The 22,354-nt window shown below is 67.9% G+C and carries 20 protein-coding genes; 10 read left to right on the top strand and 10 right to left on the bottom strand.

All coding sequences use genetic code 11. The annotated features are described in order from the left end of the window. The first annotated feature begins 39 nt into the window (after nt 1-39). Nucleotides 40-201, top strand: coding sequence for a DUF397 domain-containing protein (locus ACFVT2_RS00210; protein ID WP_390010378.1), 162 nt, complete (start codon nt 40-42; stop codon nt 199-201). Nucleotides 202-213: 12 nt separating this feature from the next. Here the strand turns inward: ACFVT2_RS00210 and ACFVT2_RS00205 are convergent, their stop codons facing one another. From ACFVT2_RS00205 to ACFVT2_RS00185, 5 genes are all read right to left on the bottom strand, one after another. Next, nucleotides 214-3,456, bottom strand: a complete 3,243-nt coding sequence (locus ACFVT2_RS00205; RefSeq protein WP_390010376.1) for a type I restriction endonuclease subunit R — start codon at nt 3,454-3,456, stop codon at nt 214-216. Continuing rightward, on the bottom strand, nt 3,453-4,583 hold the full coding sequence (locus tag ACFVT2_RS00200; protein WP_390010374.1) for a restriction endonuclease subunit S: 1,131 nt from the start codon (nt 4,581-4,583) through the stop codon (nt 3,453-3,455). The genes ACFVT2_RS00205 and ACFVT2_RS00200 overlap by 4 nt, the downstream gene beginning before the upstream one ends. Then, nucleotides 4,580-6,220, bottom strand: coding sequence for a type I restriction-modification system subunit M (locus tag ACFVT2_RS00195; RefSeq protein ID WP_390010372.1), 1,641 nt, complete (start codon nt 6,218-6,220; stop codon nt 4,580-4,582). The genes ACFVT2_RS00200 and ACFVT2_RS00195 overlap by 4 nt, the downstream gene beginning before the upstream one ends. Nucleotides 6,221-6,297: 77 nt before the next feature. Next, nucleotides 6,298-8,577, bottom strand: a complete 2,280-nt coding sequence (locus tag ACFVT2_RS00190; protein WP_390010370.1) for a hypothetical protein — start codon at nt 8,575-8,577, stop codon at nt 6,298-6,300. A gap of 37 nt (nt 8,578-8,614) precedes the next feature. After that, entirely contained in the window at nt 8,615-9,292 is a 678-nt protein-coding gene (locus ACFVT2_RS00185; RefSeq protein ID WP_390010368.1) for a hypothetical protein, read from the bottom strand. Nucleotides 9,293-10,221: 929 nt separating this feature from the next. Between ACFVT2_RS00185 and ACFVT2_RS00180 the strand changes: the two genes are divergently transcribed. From ACFVT2_RS00180 to ACFVT2_RS00170, 3 genes are all read left to right on the top strand, one after another. Continuing rightward, a complete protein-coding gene (locus ACFVT2_RS00180; RefSeq protein WP_390010366.1) occupies nt 10,222-11,127 on the top strand; it encodes a glycerophosphodiester phosphodiesterase in 906 nt (301 codons plus the stop codon). Between the two features lie 421 nt (nt 11,128-11,548). Beyond that, complete coding sequence (locus ACFVT2_RS00175; protein ID WP_390010364.1) at nt 11,549-12,832, top strand: acyltransferase family protein; 1,284 nt, start codon at nt 11,549-11,551, stop codon at nt 12,830-12,832. A gap of 275 nt (nt 12,833-13,107) precedes the next feature. Next, nucleotides 13,108-13,935, top strand: coding sequence for an arylamine N-acetyltransferase (locus ACFVT2_RS00170; protein ID WP_390010362.1), 828 nt, complete (start codon nt 13,108-13,110; stop codon nt 13,933-13,935). 42 nt (nt 13,936-13,977) lie between these two features. Here ACFVT2_RS00170 and ACFVT2_RS00165 read toward each other — a convergent pair whose 3' ends face one another. Genes ACFVT2_RS00165 through ACFVT2_RS00155 form a run of 3 tightly spaced genes read right to left on the bottom strand, consistent with a single transcriptional unit; the run spans nt 13,978 to nt 16,010 of the window. Further along, nucleotides 13,978-14,403 carry a RidA family protein gene (locus ACFVT2_RS00165; protein ID WP_390010360.1) on the bottom strand — a complete coding sequence of 142 codons (426 nt, stop codon included), beginning with the start codon at nt 14,401-14,403 and terminating at the stop codon, nt 13,978-13,980. Next, entirely contained in the window at nt 14,400-15,239 is an 840-nt protein-coding gene (locus ACFVT2_RS00160) for a DeoR/GlpR family DNA-binding transcription regulator (RefSeq protein WP_390010358.1), read from the bottom strand. Before ACFVT2_RS00160 ends, ACFVT2_RS00165 begins: the two co-directional genes overlap by 4 nt. Nucleotides 15,240-15,299: 60 nt before the next feature. Beyond that, a complete protein-coding gene (locus tag ACFVT2_RS00155; RefSeq protein ID WP_390010356.1) occupies nt 15,300-16,010 on the bottom strand; it encodes a spheroidene monooxygenase in 711 nt (236 codons plus the stop codon). A 298-nt stretch (nt 16,011-16,308) separates the two neighbouring features. Between ACFVT2_RS00155 and ACFVT2_RS00150 the strand changes: the two genes are divergently transcribed. Continuing rightward, the gene (locus ACFVT2_RS00150) at nt 16,309-16,938 is read left to right on the top strand and encodes a TetR/AcrR family transcriptional regulator (RefSeq protein ID WP_390010354.1); all 630 of its coding nucleotides are present in this window, start codon (nt 16,309-16,311) and stop codon (nt 16,936-16,938) included. On the opposite strand, the gene ACFVT2_RS00145 is transcribed toward ACFVT2_RS00150, so the two are convergent. After that, a complete protein-coding gene (locus tag ACFVT2_RS00145) occupies nt 16,874-17,455 on the bottom strand; it encodes an alpha/beta hydrolase (RefSeq protein WP_390010352.1) in 582 nt (193 codons plus the stop codon). The genes ACFVT2_RS00150 and ACFVT2_RS00145 overlap by 65 nt on opposite strands. Before the next feature lie 85 nt (nt 17,456-17,540). Then, nucleotides 17,541-19,220: a bifunctional 3'-5' exonuclease/DNA polymerase gene (locus ACFVT2_RS00140; protein ID WP_390010350.1), complete on the bottom strand. Its 1,680-nt coding sequence runs from the start codon at nt 19,218-19,220 to the stop codon at nt 17,541-17,543. A gap of 452 nt (nt 19,221-19,672) precedes the next feature. On the opposite strand from ACFVT2_RS00140, the gene ACFVT2_RS00135 reads away from it, so the two are divergent. The 5 genes from ACFVT2_RS00135 to ACFVT2_RS00115 all read left to right on the top strand — a co-directional run bounded on the left by ACFVT2_RS00135 (nt 19,673) and on the right by ACFVT2_RS00115 (nt 22,231). Further along, nucleotides 19,673-19,927 carry a chaplin gene (locus tag ACFVT2_RS00135; protein WP_390010348.1) on the top strand — a complete coding sequence of 85 codons (255 nt, stop codon included), beginning with the start codon at nt 19,673-19,675 and terminating at the stop codon, nt 19,925-19,927. Nucleotides 19,928-20,178: 251 nt separating this feature from the next. Beyond that, the gene (locus ACFVT2_RS00130; RefSeq protein ID WP_390010346.1) at nt 20,179-20,589 is read left to right on the top strand and encodes a rodlin; all 411 of its coding nucleotides are present in this window, start codon (nt 20,179-20,181) and stop codon (nt 20,587-20,589) included. A 140-nt stretch (nt 20,590-20,729) separates the two neighbouring features. Then, nucleotides 20,730-20,963 carry a chaplin gene (locus tag ACFVT2_RS00125; RefSeq protein ID WP_390010344.1) on the top strand — a complete coding sequence of 78 codons (234 nt, stop codon included), beginning with the start codon at nt 20,730-20,732 and terminating at the stop codon, nt 20,961-20,963. Nucleotides 20,964-21,231: 268 nt separating this feature from the next. Beyond that, entirely contained in the window at nt 21,232-21,531 is a 300-nt protein-coding gene (locus ACFVT2_RS00120) for a hypothetical protein (RefSeq protein ID WP_390010342.1), read from the top strand. Nucleotides 21,532-21,820: 289 nt separating this feature from the next. Continuing rightward, complete coding sequence (locus ACFVT2_RS00115; protein ID WP_390010340.1) at nt 21,821-22,231, top strand: rodlin; 411 nt, start codon at nt 21,821-21,823, stop codon at nt 22,229-22,231. The last annotated feature ends 123 nt before the right edge of the window (nt 22,232-22,354 follow it).

Here is a 22,354-nt window from a genome sequence, read left to right as displayed (position 1 = left end):
CATTCGCCGAGCGCGGCCAGCCTCTCATGGGGCACTGACATGCGGGAGGAGTGGGTTTCAGGGGCTGAGGTGGGCGTCGCCCAGGCCGTCATTGGCCCCGTCCGCGACTCCAGGAACCCGCACGGCTTCGCGACGATCTTCCCGACGCCCGCGTGGCCGTCGTTCGTCACGGCGGTCAGGAAGGTCGCTTTCCTTTCCTGACGGCCAGCTGTCTCAGGCCCACTCCTCCGCCATGACCTCGGTCTGCTTGAGCACGCGGTTGATCGCGTCTGGTGCCTTGTCCGGCGGGTAGCCGAAGTAGTCCAGCAGGAACTGGACCCTGGCTCGGATACGGTCGCGAGCCTGACTCTTGACCCGCCAGTCGACGGTGACGTCCTTGCGGACGAGCTCGCACAGTTTGCGTGCGATATGGCTGAGGACGCCCTGCCCCATCTCCAGCGCGGAGGGGTTGGCGGCGACGGCATCGTAGAAGGCCAACTCATCCTCGCTCAGGCCGAGTTCCGTTGCTCGGGCCCGGTCGGCGGAGACCTCGCGGGCGAACTCGACGAGGATGTCCATCGTCTCGGCCGCACTGATCAGCCCGTTGTGGTACCGGTTCATCGTCTCCTGCATCCGCTTTGTGAAGGCGCGCTGCCGCGTGATGTTGCCGGGGTGGGCGTCGCGGATCTCCTTCGTCAGCGAGCGGCGCAGGGCTTCGAGGGCGAGGTTGGGGTGGCGGCTCGCCTTGAGCGAGGCCACGAACTCCTCGTCCAGGTGGGACAGATCGGGCTTGGTCAGGCCGGCGGCGTCGTAGATGTTGACGACGCCGTCCGCGACGACGGCCTTGGCGTTGAGTTGCTCGATGAGGCGGCGCTGATCGGCGGCGGTGGCCAAGCCCTGGTCCTTGAGACCGTCAACGTCGAGCTTCTCGCGCGAAGTGCGCACGGTGGCGAAGAACTGGATGTCCGGGAGGAGATCCTGGACGCCTGGGTGGGTCGGGCAGAGCGAGAACGCCTGGGACAGCAGTTTGCCGAAGTGCATGAAGAGCTGCCGGCGGGTGGGTTTGCCAGGCTGGAGATCAGGCTCGCCCTCCTTCAGGAACTCCAGGACGGTATACAGAGCCTCCTGGTAGCCGTCCGAGTCGAGCGTTTCGCGCCACGGGCAGTTGTCCAGCACCTTGAGGATTCGCTCGCGCATCTCACGGACCATTTTGACTGCTTCCGAGATGTCCGCACCGATGGTCCCCTCGTCCTGGTCGTCGTCGGAGGTGTACTCGGCGAGGGCGTCAGTGAGGTGCTGGGTCACCCCCAGGAAGTCCACGACCAAGCCGGACGGCTTCTCGCCCCAGGTGCGGTTGACCCGGGCGATGGCCTGCATCAGGGCGGCCCCGCGCATCCGGCGGTCGAGGTAGAGGGTGTGCAGCGGCGGCGCGTCGAAGCCGGTCAGCCACAGCGATTGGACGATGACGAGTTCGAGCTCGTCGTCGGGGTCCGTGATGCGCGCCTGGAGGGCCTTGATCTTCTCCGGAGTACGGACGTATGGCGCGACCTCGGCGTGGTCTTTGCCGGGGTTTCCGGTAAAGACCACGCGGATACGGCCGGAGTCGTCGGGCAGCAGTCCGGTCTTCTTGTCGGGCTCCCCCGCCCACTCCGGCCGTCGAACGGCGAGCGCGTTGAACAGGCGGGCGGCGATGCGCCGCGAGGAGCAGACGATCATTCCCTTGCCGGGTTTGCCGGTCAGCTTGGTCATCTCCCGGCTGCGGCTGTCCCAGTGGGACAGAACGGTGTCGGCGAGTTTCCCTATCCGCTCCGACGCGCCGATCACGCTCTCGAAGGTGGCGAACTGGGCGCGAGCACGGGCCTGTTCGGCCTCGCTCAGGCCCTCGACGAGCCCCTCGGCCTGGGCGTCCATCTCGTCCAGGTCGGCGTCCTTGGGAAGCGTGACCTCGTGGAGGATCGGTTCGTAGAAGACACGGACGGTGGCGCCGTCCTTGACGGCCAGGGTGTGGTCGTACGAGTGGATCGTCGGCCCGAAGACGGCGAGGGTGTTGCCGGTTCGGTTGTCGATCGGGGTGCCGGTGAAGGCGAGGAAGGTGGCGTTGGGCAGGGCGTCGCGCAGGTGGCGGGCGAAGCCGTCCTCAAAGTCGTAGTGGCTGCGGTGGGCCTCGTCGACGACCACGATGACGTCCCGGCGGTCCGAGAGCAGTGGATGCCTGGCACCGGCCTCCTTCTCGGCCTTGCTGATGCGGAACTTCTGCAGCGTGGTGAAGATGACGCCCCCGCCACCCTCGCGTCGGGTGAGCAGCTCCTTCAACTTGGTGCTGGTGCTCGCCTGGTCGGGCTTCCCGCCGATCGCTCGGTGCAGGCTGTGGCTGGTGGCGAAAGTGTTGAAGAGCTGATCGTCGAGGTCGATGCGGTCGGTGATGAGGACGACCGTCGGATTGGACAGCTCGGGGATGCGGGTCACCTTGCCGGTGTAGAAGAGCATCTCCTCGCTCTTGCCCGCGCCCTGTGTGTGCCAGACGACGCCCGCCCTGCCGTCCGTGGCGACGGCGGACTCGGTAGCCGCGAGTGCCGTGTTCACAGCGATGTACTGGTGGGCCTTGGCGAGCTTCACCGTGTCCACGTTGCCGCCGGTGCCCTCGGCGGAGTAGGAGAGGAAGTTTCCGACCAGGTCCAGGAAGTGATCGGGCTCCAGCGCCCCGGCGATCAACCGCTCCAGCGCGCGGCCGTCCTCCCGCTCTTCCTCCCGCTTCAGCAGCTCACCGTCCTCGGCGTGCCAGGGCGCCATGTGTTCCCAGGGCGTGAAGGGCGTGCCGAGACGGGCGGTCACCCCGTCGGTGGCGACGGCCACGCACAGGGTGCGGAAGGTGCCGTCGTTCTTGAGCTCGCGCCGGTAGTTCTGGATCTGGGCGTAGGCCGCGCGGGAGTCGTCACGCCCGCTCGCCTTCTTCAACTCGATGACGCCGAGCGGGATTCCGTTGACGTACAGCACGATGTCGAAGATGAACGTCCGCTCGCTGGCTGCGCATATCCGGACTTGCGAGGCGGCGACGAGGTCGTTGCCGTGCGGGTCGGCGAAGTCAATCGGGCGGACGGTGACGCTGTGCGCCTTGTCGGTGAGCGGGTCCTTGTACTCAACCTTCAGGTCACCGGTGAGCTTCTTGTAGAACTGCCAGTTCTTGCGCACGTCGCTGCCGGGTGCCTGCCGCAGCAGTTCCTCGATCGCCTCCTCCACGGCGTGAGCGGGCAGCTGGGGGTGTCGGGTGGCGATGGCGGTACGCAGGCGGGGGTAGAGGACCAGGTCACCCCAGTCGTTGCGGTGGCCGCTGTTCGGGTTGAGGTCCTTGCCGGGAAAGTGCTGCCAGCCGAACTCGGCGAGGTGATCGAGGGCAAGCAGCTCCCAGTCTCGCTCGGAGGGGCCGCTGGAAGGACGGCTCTCGAGCTCAGGGGAAGTGGCAGCACTTTCGGTGGTCATGAGGTGGCATCCTCCACGACGCGTTCGGCGTCCTTGATGCGGATCTTTCCGGTGACTAGTTGGGGGAGCAGGGTGTCTCTGAGGGCGGCTAGGGTGCGGTTCTCGACGGCTACCTGGTTAATGGATGTATGCAGTGCTTCAAGAGCGGTTGATAGTTGGGGGCGAATATCGTCGGAGGGAAGCGTGATAGGCCAGGCTGGCATTTCCTTGAGTGGGATCCGGTCGACGGTTGCACCGTGTACGGTGCGCCGCCGGATTTCGGCCTGGAAGGACGGACTGAGGTAGGCGTGAAGCAACAGCGCGCGGCCTACGGTCCCGGGCTTGGGCCGTAGGAGACCCATCCGGCGGCCCAGGCTTGCCCGCACACCGGGGGGCATGAGCGCGGCTTCTCCCAGCCGGGTCTCATACGAGAACAGGACGTCACCTTCGCTCGGTTGGACACGCCGAGTCCAGCGAGGGAAGTCCTCCTCTGCGAGGTGCGCCGACTCGGCCAGGTCGAAGGCCCCCCCCTTGAGGCTGCTGATGCTGAGGAACCACGGTCCTTCGCGGGTCTTCCGGGGTGTGGCATGCGGCCCGTCGAAGACCTCGGCGATGTCGCCGAGACGCACGGACTCTGCGGGGGGCACTGCTTCAGCGCGCGCCTTGGCAAGCGCCAAGGACGTCTCGGCGATGCGCTCGTTGACGGCGATCTTGTCGTCGAGTGCGCCCAGGACTTCGGCGATGGCTTGTTGTTCGGATCGCACCGGAATAGGAACGGGAATTTCACGGATGTAGTTCCGGTTCAACATGGGTTGGACGCCCCCCGAGTTGTACCCGGAGAAGTCCATGTGGTGGAGCAAGTAGTAGATGAACTTCCTATCGTTTCCCCGAAAGTCGGTGACGAAGAGGGTTGTGTTCAGAGGCCAGAAGTCATTAGCCACATATGTGGCAACCCCCATGGCTCCTGCGCGACCCAACGTGACTCCGGGGCCCTTGATGGCGGCTTCGCTGTGTCGACCGATAACCCCCGAAGCGCCCACGACGGGTACTGATCCATGGGACCGCTTACCAGTAGGTAGGTCAAAACCTCGTTGGAGCTCCACGATGGAGCCCAGGGGAAGCACATGCCAGGTAGCTCTCGACGTCATAGCCTTCCCACCTGTTCCCGCACCATAGCTTCCAGCCGCCCAGCTTCCTCAAACAGGCCGAACAACTTCTTCGTCAGCCGCTCTACCTTCGCCTCTACCGACTCCCCGTCCGACTCCTCCGCCGCCTTCGCGACCCCCACATACCGTGCTGGCGTCAGCATGAAGTCGTTCTCCCGGACCTCCTCCAGCGAGGCGCTCCGGCAGAACCCCGGCACGTCCTCGTACGTCCCCGCCTCCTCAACCCCCCGCCAGGCCCGGAACGTCGCAGCAACCCGCTCGATGTCCGCCACCGAGAGCTCCCGCAGCGTGCGCCCGACCATTTCGCCGAGCCCGCTCGCATCGATGAAGAGCACCTCGCCCTTCCGCCCCCGCACCCACTCCGCATGCCGTTGCCCCTTGCCCTCCGCGAGGAACCACAGGCACGCCGGGATCTGCGTGGACCGGAATAGCTGGCCCGGCAACGCCACCATGCAGGCCACCAGGTCGTCCTCGACCATCCGGCGCCGGATGCCGCCCTCGCCACCGGACTTGCCGCTCATCGAGCCGTTGGCCAGGACAATGCCGGCCCGGCCGCCGGGGCGCAGCTTGCTGACCATGAGCTGGATCCACGCGAAGTTGGCGTTGCCGACCGGTGGGACGCCGTAGGCCCAGCGGTTGTCGATGCCGAGCAGTTCACCGCCCCAGTCGGAGATGTTGAACGGGGGATTGGCGAGCACCACATCCGCCTTCAGCTCAGGGTGCTGATCCTCATGGAAGGAGTCGGCGGGCTCCTCCCCGAGGTTCGCCTCGATGCCGTGGATGGCGAGGTTCATCTTCGCCAGGCGCCAGGTCGTGAGGTTGCGTTCCTGCCCGTAGACGGAGACGTTGAAGCGGTCGCCGCCGTGGGTGTCGATGAACTTCTCGGTCTGTACGAACATGCCGCCCGAGCCGCACGCCGGGTCGAGGACTCGTTCCCCTTCCTGCGGCTCCAGCATCTCGACGAGCAGCCGTACGATGGACTCCGGGGTGAAGAACTCCCCGCCCTTTCGCCCCTCAGCGATCGCGAACTGCGCGAGGAAGTACTCGTACACCTCGCCCATCAGGTCCCTGGCCCCGGTGCGCCTGCCGTCCTCGCCGACCTGGGACTGGAACTCCAGCCGGTCGAGGAGCTGCACCAGGCCGGCGAGTGTGGTCTCGTTGACGCGCTGGCTGTTGTAGTTGTCGGGCAGGGTGTCCTTGAGGGTGGGGTTGGCCTTCTCGACGGTGTCCATCGCGGAGTTGATGACCTCACCGAGGGAAGGGCCGTCCAGGGTGCCCTTGGCCCGTTCCATCACCACTTCCCAGCGGGCGGTTGGGGGTACGTAGAAGAGTCCGGCGCCCGTGTACTGCCGGCGGTCCTCGACGGTCTTGAGGATGAGTTCCTCCGACGCTCGGCCTTCGAGGCCGAGTTCGGCGAGCATGCTGCCGTCCCTCAGCTCCGCCTCCAGCTGTGCCCGTTTCTCGGCCATGGCCACGGAGACGTACTTGAGGAAGACGAGGCCGAGGACGAAGTGCTTGTACTCGGCGGCGTCCAGCGTCCCGCGCAGTTTGTCCGCGGACTTCCAGAGGATCGCCTTCATGTCCTCCGGCTTGGCTTCTTTCTTCTTCCGTGGCGGCACGGGGGTTCTCACTTCTTTCGACGTACTACGGGCGTGAACTTGTACCGGGTGTTGAACTGTTCTACAGGCGTCGCCATTCATCGCCGCCGCAACGCCAGGTCACCGTCGGCGACTCCCGCGGAGACCCGCTCGGCGAGGGAGTCCAGGGCTTCCAGCTGCCTGCGCGCATCAGCCCGCAGCCGTTCCGTCTCGGCCAGGATCTCCTCCAACTCGGCGACCTCGTCGGGCGGCAGTTGGGGCAGGTCCATGTCGCGCACACTCACCCGCCGCACCAGCGACCCACTGGTGCGATGCTGGTTACGTGGCGCCTGGAGGAGACGGGCAAGGGAGTGGGGACGCATCCAAAGGGTGTCCGGTCGGACCTGCTCACCTTCGGCGACGTCCCGCAGGTGGCTGCGATAGGCCGCGATGCGCAGGCCCTGGACGGGGGAAAGGAGCACGCAGCCGCCAGTCGCGTCCACGTGGCAACGCACTCCGTGCTCGGCGAGCAGAAGGATGTCGCCCTGCTCGGTGATCTTCGCCGAAGGGTACGCCGAAAGATCTTCCAGGGCGATGCGTCGTGCGCCGACCGGCAGTGTGCCGAGCATCTCCTCGCGGCCGATGACCGGCAAGCCCGTGTTTGTGATGTCGGTTTCCTTGATGCGGTGCCCGTTGAGCAGTCTCAGCTGCCCCGCTCTGAGGTGCTCGTCGAGTTTCCGGTGCCGTACCGGCGTACGCCGCTTGACGATGCCCATGGTGCCGATCCAGTCCCGGAGCTGGGGCATGGCTGCGGCCACGGCTCGGCGCGCGGTGAGCGTCTCGTCGAAATGGTCGACGTGCACCTCGGGAGCTGCCAGCCGGTGGGCGGGAAGGATCGAGCGGGCGTCCAGCAACTGTTCCTCGCCCGCGCCGTCCGCCCGTACCGGAATGTGGCGCGCATCCTGGGGGTCGGAAACGGCTTCGGGCGACAGTTCGGTGCCCGTATCCGCATCGAGAACGGCACGAGCCAGCCGGACGACCTGGTCGATCCACTCCTTCCTGCCCTTGCCGCCGGTCCGCTGGGCGATCCGGTCGGCGTCGACAAGGAGCACCGGACGGGGATCGGATGGCGGACGCAGCACAAGCAGGACGTACTCGGCCCCGGTGCGGAACGGATGGATACGACGGGGGAGTTGGATGATCGCCTCCACGCAGCCGCGCTCCAGTAGCGCGTCCCGTGCGCTGATCGTCGGTGTCGCTACAGACGTCGGACCGGTGCCGCGCGTACGCGACAGCGTCCATGCAGGTACGACGACGAACGCGCGGCCACTGGGCTTAAGCCGCCGGACGGCCTCTTCGGCCCACCACAGCGGACCAGCCACGTCGCGCTCCCGCTCGCCGGGTACGTAGGGCGGATCGGCCAGCACGATGTCGGCGTCCGAGAAGCCATGCGGTCCCTCGTCTGGCAGCTGATCCCAGGTATCCAGGGTGTCGAGGTCGGCCGGAGACGCGCACACGTCGATGGAACCCGCCTCATAGCTCAGGAGTCGATAGTGGAGCAGCTTGCGGAGGCTCGGATCGGGTTCGACGGCCACCAACTCGCCGTGGCCCCGGAGACCTTCGTACGGTCCGCCTCCCATGCCAAGCAGCAGCTCGCCGAGTCCTGCACACAGGCTGATGGTCGAACGCTGTCCGGGCCCGCCTTCGTTGGGACCGATCAGTGCGGCAACCAGCTCCACGATCCCCCGAGGCGTGACATCCATGACGAGGTCGGATTCGAGTCGCTTAGCGATCTCCAGCCCCTCATCATCCAGGCCGAGCAGCGCGTCCGCGGCCCAGCCCGGCGCGCCGATCTCGTCCATGAGCTCAAGCGCAGCGCGCACGACATCCGGCCCCGCGGCCTGGTGATCGTCGAGCAGTCCCTCGGGCAGGTATTCGGGAATCCAGTCCTTGCCCTCAGCGGACATGGCGATCACGGCGAGTGCCTGGGAAATGAGTGTCGCCGCGGAACCAAGGCTGTGCTTGAGCGCGACCAGACCACGAAGGCGTAGTGCCCTTCTGAAACGATCGCCGTACGTGGGCAGTCTGCCGTCGTCGTCTGGCTCAGCGTCGGGAAGAGGCCGCAGGTCGAGCCAGTCGGCGATCTCGGACGCGTCGAAGAGGGGCTTGCTCTCACTACCTGCGCCCGGGATCGGGTCGGGGAACGGATGACGAGACTCACCGGAGTCGCCCAGGACCGCCCGGGAGTGGCGGCGACGCCAGTTGCTGACCGTGGGGCGTCCGACGCCGGCGAGTTCCTTGATCTCGCCGAGTGAGACGGGCGCGTACGTGTGGCTCTCCTTGCCGGGCGCCGTACTTTTCTGTACGCACTCCGACGCTTCGGGCTTGCGCCATGACATGTACGTGGGTCGGGACCGCTGCCGGGACATCACGGCCTCAAAGCCTGATCGGCTCGGCGCCGGCCAGTACCCTCGGCTTACGGGCGAGCACCTCGGGGATTTGGCTGAACTTCCGGTGCAGAGCGGCCTTCTCGGGAGACACGTGCTCCATCAGCCCGAGCAGCGTGTCGAAGTCCTTGTCCAAGTGACGGTGACAAATGCGCTCATGGTGGCCAATACGGTTGCGAAAGCGGCGTACGTGGTCCAGCTGCTGCTGGAGGGCACCGCGCCGGCCGTGGTAACCGCGGAATGCGTGGCGCAGGGCAGGGTTCCAGAACTGCATCTCATAGTTCACACCGCGGCCGATCAGCCCCACCCAGAAGCCCAGCGTCAGCTTGGCAACCATGTCCCCGGGGTCGAAGCCGGGTCCAAGCTCACGCTGAAGAGCCTGCTTGGCGCTGCGCACCTGCTCAATGCCCTTGCTGGTCAGCTGCACGCGAGGGGAGTCCCACCAGTCGGCACGGCCGTAACGACCAGCCAGCTTGGCGTGGAATGAGTTACGCATCGCAACCTCGAAGTCGCGCAGGGTGCCGAGGAATGCGCGGGACGCCTCTCCGTCCCAGAAGTAGAGCCGGAGGGCAACCAGAGGGTCGCCTCCGCACTCGTCGAGGAAGGGCTGGAACCTCTCCGCCGAGATCGCGTCCACGATCCGCTTGACCTCATCGTCGGTCACCATCGACGCCCCCTGAATGAAAGATTCCGTGTTAGCCTCGAAAGCGTGCGCCCCGGAGTACTGTCACTGCTTTGCACACAGCCCGGGGCACAGCCATATCTGCGCTAGTGCTTACGGGCACAAGGCGCCGTAGCTGCCGTCACCTGGACTGCAACATCACTTTCAAGCGCACACGTTAGCACAGCCTTATTCTCGTCGAGATCCCGCTGAGAAGCCCGCTTCTCAGCGGTGGTGGAGTCGGTGCGAGGGTGGCGATGGTGGTGGTGCGTTCGGCGCCGCTCCACGTGCCACTTCGTGCCGCGGATGCCTGGTAGCAGACGAGCCGATCCGTCTCGGGTGTAGGGGAAGTGAGCTCGCGTTCATCTCGATGCAGGTGCGAGGCTCCCAGGATCCGCTCACCACGCTCACCGGCAACGCTGCCGTTTGGAGCGGTTCGGGGGTCCGAGCACGGGAACAGATGGGAACCTCATGGGAACGGAAGGATCACGCACGATCTTGCAAGACCTGGCAGGACCCAGAGCCCGTACCCACTCTGACCTGCCACTTTTCCGAGATCCGGGCAAGGTCGACCATGATCAGTACGATCATATGCTGACTCGTAATGCGTAGGTCTCGGGTTCGAATCCCGAAGGCGGCTCAGTTGGAACCCAGGTCAGAGATTCTCTGGCCTGGGTTTTTTGTTGTGGGTGGGGTGGGGGGTGGCCTCGGGGTGGGGCACGGATGGAGGGTTCGCGGGTGAGGGGTTGGGGGACGGCTCTGACCTGCGGAAAGGGTGCGGGAACGGGTTTTCGGCGGGGTGTGGGTGGGGGTGTTCGCGTGGCGGCGGTGCCGGGATGGGGGCAGGGTCGGGAGGCAGGGCAGCTGCGGAGGCCCTAGGGGGCTTGTCTGACGCAGATGGCAGCGTCTGCTGCCGAGTGACCGGGAGGCCCCGCATGCTTCGGAGATCGGTGCGGATCCGGAGGTTGCGGATCGGGTCCGGGGCGGTTGCGTTCGTCGTCACGGTGACCGTGGCGTCGTCGGCGCTGGCGTCCGGGCCGGACGGGCATCAGCGACTGGCCACCCGGGGTGGGACGGTCGTGAGCCTCCAGGCGGGGCAGAGCGCGCCGTTCGTGATTGCCCACCGGGGTGCGTCCCGGTACGCGCCGGAGAACACCCTCGCGGCGGTCGACGCGGCGCACCGCCGGGGGCTGGTGTGGGTCGAGAACGACGTGCAGCGGACCAAGGACGGCCGGCTGATCGTGATGCACGACACCACCCTCAACCGGACCACCAACGCCGCGAAGGCGTTTCCGCGTCGGGCGCCGTGGCGGGTGCGGGATTTCACCGCGGCGGAGATCGCGCGGCTGGATGCCGGGAGTTGGTTCGGGAAACGGTTCACGGGTGAGCGGGTGCCCACGCTCGCCGACTATCTGCGCAGGTTGGACCGTAATCGGCAGGGGCTGCTGTTGGAGCTCAAGGCGCCCGAGCAATATCCGGGAATCGAGGTGCAAACCCTCCGCGAACTACGGGCGTTGGGCTGGCTGGATCGTGCGCATATCAGTAATCGGCTGGTGATCCAGAGCTTCTGCGTGCGGTGTGTAAAGCGGGTGCACCAGCTGATGCCACAGGTGCGTACGGGAATTCTGGGGCGGCCCCCGGTGAACAAACTGCGGCGTTATGCGCGCTTCGCCGATCAGATCAATCCCCGTATGTCCGACGTCGGTTCGCGGTGGGTCCGGGCCGTGCACCGACTGCGTGGGCCGCACGGCCGGCGGTTGGAGATCTACGCATGGGACGTGGGGGCGACGGCGAGTGTGCGGGCGGTCCGGGGGCACGGCGTGGAAGGCGTTATCGACTGACCGATCGACTGGTCACCCCTTTCGTGGGTGTGTGCGGAGGGTGGGATGCGGACCCGTTGGTGTGGGGTGGGTAGGGGGATTGTTCGGGGGCGCGGGGGATTGTTCGCCGGCGGGTGGGTTTTTTCGTGTGTGTCGGAGTTGCGACTGCTCGTCCGGGGGCTGCGGGTGTAATCTCCCGCCCGTATTTTGCGGGGTTTCGCCCGAGTCGGGTGAAGGTGCGGCGAAGGGCAGTGGCCCGGCGGGCGGCCCCGGCCGAGCGGGATTTACGGGATTCCGTCGGCGCGGCTAAGGTGCCAGGGATGTTCGACGCCACACTCCCTGTAAATGAACTAAGACGCTGGATTTGGCTTTTGGGTTCCGTTGTGGAGCCCGTCGCTTTGCCACATCCGGCTCCTCCTAACGGCACGTTCTGGGAGAGCCGTTGACGAACGAGTTTCCGGCGCACGGCGAGCGGCGGGTTCCGCTGCCCGCGCCGCGGCAGATGCCGAAGGACGCACCGCAGGTGGCGGGTGCGGCCGGCGGGGCGAACGGGGTGGGCGTGACGACAGCGACCATCGCCCCGGACGCGCCGTCGGCGAACGACGCGGGCGGGGTGGCAAGCGGGGGCGGGCGGCACGCCAAGGGGCGCGCGGGCCGGACCGCGGCCGGGACCGGCCGGACGGCGACCGACGGGGCCCCGGCCAAAGGCCGCGACGCGTTCTTCGACAACGCGAAGTACCTGGCCATCGTGCTGGTGGCGATGGGGCACGCCTGGGAGCCGCTGCGCTCCGGCAGCCGGTCGGCGGCGGCGCTCTACATCACCGTCTACGCCTTCCACATGCCGGCGTTCATCATCATCTCCGGCTATTTCTCGCGCAGTTTCGACATGCGCAAGGACCGGCTACAGCGGCTGATCACCGGCGTCGCCGTCCCGTACGTCCTCTTCGAGGTCGCCTACACCTTCTTCAAGCGTTGGGCGGACGACGATCCGGGGTACCCGATCACCCTCCTGCAACCGTGGTACCTGACGTGGTTCCTGGTCGCGCTCTTCATCTGGCGACTGACCACCCCGCTGTGGAAGATCGTGCGCTGGCCGCTGCCGCTCGCGCTGACCATCGCGGTCCTGGCGGCCGTCTCGCCGGAGATCGGTGACGATCTGAACCTCCAACGAGTGCTGCAGTTCCTGCCGTTCTTCATCGTGGGACTCACCCTGCGGCCGGAGCACTTCCAGCTCGTGCGCCGCCGGTCGGTGCGGATCGCCGCCCTGCCGGTCGTCGCCGGCGCGCTGGTCTTCGCCTACTGGGCCGCGCCGCGGATGAACGCCGCGTGGTTCTACCACCGCGACAGCGCGCAGGAACTGGGTGCCCCCTGGTGGAGCGGGGTGGTGATGACGCTGGCGATGTTCGGCTGCTCGCTGGTGCTGGTGGCCTGTTTCTTCGCCTGGGTGCCGGGCCGCCGGACGTGGTACACGACGCTGGGCGCGGGCACCCTCTACGGCTACCTGCTGCACGGGTTCCTCGCCAAGGGGTCGCGCTTCTGGCACTGGTACGACAACGCGTGGCTGCACACGCCGTGGGGGCAGGTGCTGCTGACCCTGATCGCGGGCACCATCATCACGCTGCTGTGCACGCCGCCGGTGCAGCGGATCTTCCGGTTCGCCATGGAGCCCAAGATGACCTGGGCGTTCAAGCCCGATCCGGTGGGGATGGCGCGTCAGCGTAGGTGAGGGGTGACGGGCCGAGGGCTGCTGAGGCTGGGGCCCGTCGGCCACATCGCCGGCCGTTGGCTCCTTGGCCTCCCGGCTCCTTGGCCTCCCGGCTCCTTGGCCTCCTGGCTCCTTGGCCTCCCGGCCTCCCGGCTTTGTGCCTCCTCGGTCGGGGGCCTAGGTCCGGCCGCCGCGAGGCGTCGTCCCGATAGCCGATCCGTTCCGGTGCCGGTGTCTCATAAGCTCCGTTGCGGCTCCCCGTAGGGAGGGCGCCACGACGAAGGGGGACAGCCACCATGACCGGATCCACGTGGGGCGGCGAACAGCTCGACCTGGACGCCTACTTGGCGCGCATCGGCTACGAGGGTGATCGCCGGCCGACCTTGGAGACGCTGCGGACGCTGCACGCCGCGCACAGCGCCGCCATCGGCTTCGAGAACGTGGAGATCGTGCTGGGCCGCCCGATCCTGCTCGACCTGGAGGCGCTGCAGGCGAAGATGGTCCGGCAGCGGCGCGGCGGCTACTGCTACGAGCAGAACCTCCTCTACGCGGCCGCCCTGGAACGCCTCGGCTTCCGGGTCTCCGGGCTCGGCGCCCGGATCCGGATGGGTGAGGACAAGGTGCGCCCGGTCACCCACGCCCTGCTGAAGGTGGAGTTGGACGGCGCGGAGTGGATCACCGACGTCGGCTTCGGCGGCGAGGCGCTGCTCGCACCCCTCCCGCTGCGGGACGGCGTCGAGGACCGGCAGGGTGCTTGGACCTTCGGCCTGGTCTACGAGAAGGAGACCGAGGCGTGGGTGCTGCGGTCGCGCCATGAGGACGGCTGGTTCGACCTGTACGCCTTCGGGGCCGAGCGGCGCTTCCCGGTCGACTACACCGTCTTCAACTACTACATATCGACCCACCCGCGGTCGCCGTTCACCGGCAAGATCGTGGTGCAGAAGCCGGGGTCCGAGTTGCGTCGCACCCTGGTCGGCCGGGAGCTGGCACTGACCCGGCCGGACTGGTCGCGGGAGGTGCGGGAGGTCGCGCCGGAGGAGATTCCGGGCCTGCTGGACACCGAGTTCGGGATCACGCTCTCCGCGGCGGACGCCGAGGCGCTGGTGGCGACGTACGGAGAGTGAGCCGGTGCCCGCGCTCAGCGCACCCGCGCGACCGTGGCGGGCTTACCGCACCACCGCGATGCCCTCGATCTCCACCAGGGCCGCCTCGTCCCACAGTCGGGTGGCGCCGATCACGGCCATGGTCGGGAAGTCGCTGCCGACCAGGCGCTTCCACACCCGGCCGAGTTCCTTGGCGTGGTGGCGGTAGTCGGCGATATCGACCGCGAAGACGGTGAGCTTGGTCAGGTCGGAAGGGGCGGCGCCGGCCGCGGCCGCCACCTCCAGGAGGTTGCCGAGCGCCCGCTCGAACTGCTCGACGATGCCGTCCCCGACGATCCGGCCTGTGCTGTCGAGGGCGGTCTGCCCGGCGAGGAACACCAGGGTGCCGGGAGCGGTGACGCACACGGCATGGCTGAATCCGGTCGGCGGCGCGAGGTGGGGCGGGTTGATGCGCTCCACACCGTTGCTGTTGCCGTTGCCGTCGCTCATCCCCGGCTGCTCCCCTCCGTCGCCAACTCGTAATGCACTCCCAGGGATTGAAGCGCGTCCCGCTCCTCCTGGGGAAGGTGTTCATCGGAGATGACGAGATCGAAGTCGGCCAGCGGCGCGAGTTCGTACAGCGCCTGGCGGCCGAACTTGGAGTGGTCCACGAGCAGCACCTTGCGCCGGGCGGCGGCCATCAGGGCGCGCTTGACCAGGACGTTTTCCTGCGCCTGGTGGTAGCAGTGGCCGTTGTCGACCGCGGAGGTGGACAGGAAGGCGATGTCCGCGCGGAAGCTGCGGGCGATATCGGCGGTGGACATGCCGAGGAAGGCATTGAACGCCGCGTGGTACTCGCCGCCCAGGGCGATCACCCGGATGTCGGGCTCGTCCGCCAGCTCGTTGATGACCTGGAGGGAGTTGGTGATGACGGTGAACGCGCCGCGCGAGGAGAGCGAGCGCGCCAGCGGCAGCGCCGTGCTGGAGTCGTCGATGATCACGGCCTGTCCCGGCTCGGCCATGGCCAGCGCGGCGGCGCAGATCGCCTCCTTCGCCGCCACCTGCTCATTGCCGCGCCAACGCGCCGTGGATTCGAAGAGCGCGCTGGGGGTGGCGGTGGCCCCGCCGCGGACCTTCCGCAGCCAGCCCTGGTGCTCCAGGGTGTCCAGGTCGCGGTGGACCGTCATCTGGCTGACGCCGAGCTCCTGGACCAGTTCCTCGATGCTCACCTGACCCTCGGCCAGCACCCGGTCGGTGATCCGCTTGCGGCGGTCCTTGGGGCTCAGCTTGGTGACCGGCGCCTCACTCGCGACCGGGGCGTCGGCGGCCCCTTCGGTGTCGGTCAACGCTGGTCCCTTCGCGGCTCGGATGGCTCGGATCTCGGCCGTTCACCTGCTGACGGCCCCCTACCCGGCGAGTTTAGGGCGTGCCGGGTCCGTGGCGGCCGTGGTTATCGGTTCGCTCCCGTCGAGCGTGCCCCGGGTGCCGTAGGGGCGGCAGCGGACGAACGCCGCCTCGTGGTGGAACGGCTGGGCGCGGTGCTCCTGGACCACCTCCTTGTGCTGCGGGTGCGCCGTGCCGTACGCGTAGCGGCTCATCGCCGAGACGCTTTGCCATATCGAGAACGTGGCGACGAAGCGGGGTGGTCTGGCCAGGGCGACGGCGGTGAGCATCGACGGATCGGCTGCGGCCCGCCCCGCGGCGCGGGAATTGGCGCGCAGGAACGGGACCGCGCGGCGCAGCCGCAGCGAGCCGAGGGTGAGCACGGCGACCGGGCCGTCCTCGTCGGACAGCGTGGCGCCGGGGTCGGTCTCGACCGGCAGCGGACTCCACGCGCCCAGGACCTGCACCGGCCGGAGCCGCACCTGCCAGCCGCCGGCCAGCCGTCTGGCCAGTGGGTCCTCGGCGAGGAAGCGGTCAAGGGCGGCGTCGTCGTCCCACGACGCGAGCAGCGCGGCCCGGGCGGGGCGCAGCTTGGGTGGGCCGGCGGCGATGGCGCCGGTGAGGGTGGTGGTGGCGAACCGCAGGCCGGGGATCTTGCCCGGCTGCGGGGACCGGCCGAGGACGGCGCGCGTGGCGCCGATGCCGAGGTCGGCGAGGTGCACGGAAACAATCATGTCGAACCCCCGTCCGTCTTGCCCGCGCGGCGATCACTGAAGTTACTAATGCGTATACCGCGTGGTACACCACTGAGTATCCTTCACTGAAGAGACAATTGCGAGCCGAACGTCACGGCGAAAATGCGCCAGATTCCCGCACTCGGCTGGGGCCGCGCACCTACAGCCGCAGCCGCAGCCGCGCCCGTACTCGCCGCCGGCAGCGACACTGCACGAGGGACGGCAAGGGCCGCGGGAACCACTGGGACCGCGGGGACCGGTAGGACCACTAGGACCACGAAAACCACGAGGACGCCCCATGAACGAGATCGACCGGAGCCGCGCCACCCGTGCGGAGGCCAGGACGCGCATCGAGGACGCGGCCGCCCGGCTGTTCGCGGAGCGCGGCTTCGCGGGTACGACGATCGGGGAGATCGCCGCCGAGGCAGGACTGAGCAAGCCGATGCTCTACCGCCACTTCGACTCCAAGCAGGAGCTGCACCTCGCCCTGCTGGAACGGCACCGTGACGAGCTGGCCGCCGCCCCCATCCGTGAACTCCTGCACGGCGAGGGCGACCTGAACACCCGCCTGGAGGCGATGTACGACGCCTGGTTCGGCCATGTACAGACCCATCCGTACACCTGGCGGATGATGTTCCGGGACACCACCGGCGACCCGGAGGTGCAGACGTTCCACCGCGAACTCCAGCGCAGACAGCGGGAGACGGACATCGCCCTGCTGAGCGAGGTGGCGCCCGCCATCCCGGAGGACGAACTGGAACCCCTGGGCGAGGCGATCCGCAGCTCGCTCTACGGCCTCGCCCTGTGGTGGCTGGACCGCCCCGAGACCCCCCGCGCGGTCCTGGTGGCTGCGATGACCCGCCTCACGCGCGGCCTGCTTCCGGCGGGTGCCGGGCGGCACCTTGGGGGAGCGGCAACGGGCGACTGACGGCGCAACGGCTCGCTGCGCCGGCGCTGCGTTGCTGTGTGGGTGCGGGTGGGTTGTGTTCGGGATCGATACCCCGTTCCGCGGCGTGGGCCGCGGTCCGTTCCAGGGTCAGGTAGCAATCGTCCACGCCGGCCGGGTGGCGGTGCTCGGGCGCGAGCCGGTACTCCACAACGATGGTGACGGCGGGCAGTTCACGGCAGAGCGGGAGCGCGGTCCGGTCCTGCCCGGGGAGGGAGCGGACGAGGGCGTAGCCGCCGCCGTGGAAGTGCAGGACGGTGGGCAGCGGCCCGGTGGGCGCGGGGCCCTCGCCGGTCTCCGGGTGGCAGACCTCGATGCTCAGCGCACTGCCGTCGGGCCTCGGGACGTCGTAGCGCTTGCTGCGCACGCCCGAGCGGTCGGCGGGCCGCGCGGCGAGCAGTGCGCGGAACCGTTCACGGGTGGCCTCGATGCCCTCATGCGGGTCGGAGAACGGCGGCAATGCCCCTATGCGCGGGACGAGTTCGGGACGCCGCAGCACGGAAGATCAGCTATGGAACAGGAAATCCGCGGGGTGAGAGGGAGGAGCGAGGAACCGGTGGAGCGCGCACACCCGCCCACCGGGCTCATTTCGCGTCCCCGTAGCACTCCACCACCGCCGTGGTGAACGGGAAACGTACCGGTGTCGGGCCGAACGCGATCCGGCCCGCGGTGGCGGCCGCCGTAGCGATGGCCTCGGCGACCGTTCCGGCCTCTTCCGCCGGGCAGTGCACGATCACCTCGTCGTGCTGGAAGAAGACCAGCTCGGCGCGGAGCTCGGCACGGGCCATCGCATGACGCAGCGCGGCCAGCACCAGCAGGGCCCAGTCGGCGGCGCTCCCCTGCACCACGAAGTTGCGGGTGAAACGGCTGCGGGCGCGGGCCGCCGAGGTGCTGCCGTAGCCGCCGGGCCGCTCCTCCTCCTGGGGCAGCCCCGCCTCGTCTGGCGGCGCCATCGAGGCGGGCGGGCAGGTGCGACCCATCCAGGTGCGCACCAGGCGGCCTTCCTCTCCGGCCCGGGCCGCGTCGTCGACGTACGCCACCGCGGCCGGATAGCGGCGGCGCAGATCGGCCATGTGTTTGAGGGCGTCGCCCGAGGTCTGGCCGTAAATGGCGCCCAGCAGGGCGAGTTTGGCCCGGTCACGGTCGCCGCCGAAGGCACGGGCCGCCAGATCCGCGTAGAGGTCCTCACCCGTTCCGGCCACCTCCATCAGGCCGCCGTCGCGGGAGACCGCGGCCAGCACCCGCGGCTCCATCTGGTCGGCGTCGGCGACCACCAGGCGCCACCCCGGGTCGGCGCGGACCGCCTGCCGGATCACCTTGGGGATCTGCAGGGCGCCGCCGCCATTGGTGGTCCAGCGGCCGGAGACCGTGCCGCCCGGCAGGTACTCGGGGTGGAACCGGCCGTCGTGCACCCACTGCTGGAGCCAGGACCAGCCGTGCGCGGTGTACAGGCGGTAGAGCGATTTGTACGCCAGCAGCGGCGCCACCGCGGGGTGATCGATCTGTTGCAGCTCCCACTTGCGCGTCGAGGTGAGGGCGATCCCGGCGCGGGCGAAGGCTCTGATGATGTCGTTGGGCAGATCGGGGCGGACCCGTACGCCTTCCCCGAAGGCCCGCGACACCTCATCGGCCAACTCCGCCATGCGCCGCGGCTCCAGCCCGCCCGGAAAACGCTCGCCCAGCAGGCCGTCCAGCAGCTCGCGGTGCACGTCCGCGCGCCAGGGAATGCCGGTCCGGGACAACTCCGTGGCGACCAGCATGCCCGCCGACTCGGACGCCAGCAGCAGGCGCATCCGGTCCGGGTGCTCGGCCCGTGCCGTGCGGGCCACCTGGCCGGCGTAGACCTCCAGCAGCGCGGTGAACTCGTCGGTGTCGGGTGGCAGCGGCACCGGTCCCGGCTCGAACAGGGACGGTTGGGTCTCGGCGGCGCGCAGGGGTGCGTCCGGCGGCACCGGCAGGCCGCGCAGCCGTGCCCAGGCAGCGGCCAGCGAGCGGGGCTGGCCCGACTGCCCCTCCTCGTGGCCGATCAGCAGCGCCTCGGCGGCCTCCACGTCGTAGCAGCGCTCGACGCGCACCCCAGCCGCCGATAGCCGACGGTAGATCTCGGCCGTGGAACGCCACACCCACCGCTCGACCTCAGGGCGTGACCGCACCGCCTCGGTGGGCGAGGACTCCCGCACCACCGGCCCGGCGGGCCGGCCGTCCTGAGTGAGCGGGCAGAGACGAGCACCCCCGTCGCCCGTCTCTGCTACCGCCCATCTCATGCCCCGAGTCTTGCACCAGGGTCTGACAATGCCCCCGACCAGCGCCTCGCCACGGCCAGCGCCTCGGCGTCCTCGGCGCGGCAGTACGCCCCGCCGAGCCCGGCCGGCGCCAACACGGCCGCCATCAACTCCCGGCGCGTCAGCACATTTCAGGCCGGCACCCGTCCTTGGAACACCTTCATGAAGCCATCGCACACCACACCACGCCACTGACAATCACCGGTGCGTGACCGTTGGCGTGTGACGATGACGGGACGAAGCGTGGTGGACCGGGCAATCGGCCACCGCGGCCGGGCGCCCCCCTGCCGACACCACACGTGCCCCGTACGGCACTTGCGGCTAACCGTCACCCGTTTGGCCCGCTACTTTTGCCCGGTTTGTTGCGTTGAACTGCTTGTCGCTCCAGGCGGCGCGCACAGAAACCTGAATGCTGCTCAGTGAAGAGGTTCACCGTGAAGTTTGTCTCCAAGGCCGTTGTCCTGTCCGCCGCCGCGGGCATTGCCGTCGTAGGAGGCGCTGGCATGGCCAGCGCCCATGGGCACGGCGGTGCCCATGCCTCGGGTGGCGCCGTGGGTTCGCCCGGCGTGATCTCCGGCAACGTCATCCAGGTGCCGATCGACATTCCGATCAACGTGTGCGGCAACACCGTCGACATCGTCGCGGCGCTCAACCCGGCGTTCGGCAACCGCTGCATCAACGACGACTGATCACCGTCAGGTGAATGAGGCCCGCCCTGCTTCAGGGCGGGCCTTTTGTATGTTGAATTCCCCATGGAGGTAAGGGATTCGAGAGACGAAGCCGTCACGGGCCCAGTGGGGGGCTGGTGTTGACATCCGGAGGCGGTGATATATACCTATGGATTGCGTGGCATTCGGGTGAATCCGCGAAACCGTACCCCACGAAGCGAGTTGACCAGTGCGCTCCGGATACGGGCACTCCGCTTCCAGAAGGGTAAACAGTGATCAAGAAGGTCCTGGTCACGACGGCAGTTGCCGCTTCCATGGTCGGCGTCGCGGCTGCGGTCGCCCCGCAGGCGGTGGCGGTCGGCGATCGCCACGGCACCTCCACGGTCAACGGCAACCGTTCCGTGGACGTGTTCGGCAACTACACCACGCACGGGAAGATGAGCCCGCAACTGGAGTTCGTCCAGGGCTCGCTGAACAAGCTCTGCGTCGGTCTGCCGTTCAAGGGGAACGTCGGTTCGCTGTTCGGGGGCTTCCCGGTCACGGTTCAGGACGTCGACGTCCTGTCCTCGCCGCAGAACCAGCAGTGCACCGAGAACTCCACCCAGGCCAAGGGCGACGAGGCGCTGTCGCACATCATCGACGACATCCCGATCCTCTCGGCCAACGGCCGCGGCAACCACTGAGTCGGTCACCCCGCACCGCCGGCCCTCGTATCCCGCCCGCCCCCGGGCCTGCGGCGCCGTGTCGCGAACCATCCGGGCGGAAAAGGTCAATCCCCTGCCGGTAGGAATTCGCATTTGGTGCACACCTCGCCCGTTCCGAAGTGAAGTACGCAAAGGCCGCAGCAGTCGCCGCCGGTACGCTCATGGGAGTGGGCGCCGCTGCGCCGGCTTTCGTCGACGCGCACGCCGCGGGCGTTGCCAAGCGTTCCCCGGGTGTCATCTCCGGCAATGTCGTCCAGATGCCGATTCGCGTCCAGATCAACGTGTGCGGCGATATGATCGACATCATCGGGATTCTCAACCCGGAGTTCGGGAACCGCTGTATCAACCGCTGATCGAAGAAATTCAGCCGTTTCGTTGTGGCCGTCCTCGGCTTGCCAACGTTGTGTGTCGGGGACAGCGGCCTTTCGCCCCTTTGCGGTCATGTCCTGGGCGGCCCGATTTTTCAGGTGGCGGGCCTGGGGAATTGGAACTTCACAGTTTCTCCGGGTGGCGTGCCTCGTTAGCCAGAGGGAAAGCGGTGATCCGGGCAGCGAAGTGCTTGCTCGCGCGGCACTGATGTCGCGACTCCATCGAACACCGCACCAGAAGGGACAATGGGAAGTGAAGTACGCGAAGTCTGCCGTAGCTGTTGCCGGTTCCGTCATGGCGCTGGGCGCGGCCGTGCCCGCTTTCGCTGCCGATGCCGGTTCGCCGAACATGGCCTCGCCGCACATGAGTCTCAACGGCGGGCTGACGGACGCGCTGAGCAATAAGCGGGTGGACGGTCGCCAGGTCAAGCCGCTGGTCGACACCGTCCGGGGCGCGGAGAAGACCGCCGAGCACCCGAAGCAGATTCTCGGTGGCGCCACGGGGGCCACCAAGGACGTTCCGCTGCTCGGCGGTCTGCCGCTCGGCAAGTAACGGGTCGGTGGACCGGGGTTTGGCTGTCCTAGGGGATCGCCCGGGGAATCCGGTGCGGCTGTGCTGAGCGTCAGCCGCCGGATCGACTGTGTGTGCTTCGAGCGATATCCGAGGGCGATCCTGGTCCGGATGGTGAATCGCGGTTGCTCAATTTCGGACGGGATTCCTGATCGGCAAGAGGAGCTCAGGATAATCAGCTCATTTGAGTGAATGGGCGCCACTAGATGCCCTCTTGTGAGTTGGTCAGATTTCCCGGCCCAAGGGCATTCTGAAGCGCGAAGGACCAACGATGATCAAGAAGGCTCTGGCAACCGCAACTGCGGCTGCTTCCATTGTTGGGGTAGCCGCAGCCGTCGCCCCCCAGGCGATGGCCACGGGTAACCAGCACGGTACGTCGTCGGTCAACGGCAATGGTGCGAAGCAGTTCTTCGGGAACTCGACCACGTACGGCTACATGAGCCCGCAGATCGGACTGATCCAGGGCTCGCTCAACAAGCCCTGCGTGGGGCTGCCCGCCAAGGCGAACATCGGTTCGCTGGCCGGCGTGGTTCCGGTCTCGGTGCAGGACATCAACGTCCTGTCCTCGCCGCAGAACCAGCAGTGCACCGAGAACTCCACGCAGGCCAAGGGTGACGAGGCGCTGTCGCACATCCTGGACGACATCCCGGTCCTCTCCGCGAACGGCGTGCGCAACCGCTGATCGGGTCGCTGATGCCCGGCCGCCCAGATTTCTGAGTCTGGGTGGTCCGGGTTTTTGTTTTGTTGCGCCACTGGTTTTTGGATTGTTATTCGCTCGTGACTGCCGAGGGTTTGGCGTGCTCGT

Source organism: Streptomyces sp. NPDC058000, from assembly GCF_042886435.1.
Classification (GTDB): Bacteria; Actinomycetota; Actinomycetes; order Streptomycetales; family Streptomycetaceae; genus Streptomyces.
The sequence above is the reverse complement of the archived record's forward strand: the minus strand, read 5'-3'. Positions and strand labels throughout refer to the sequence as shown.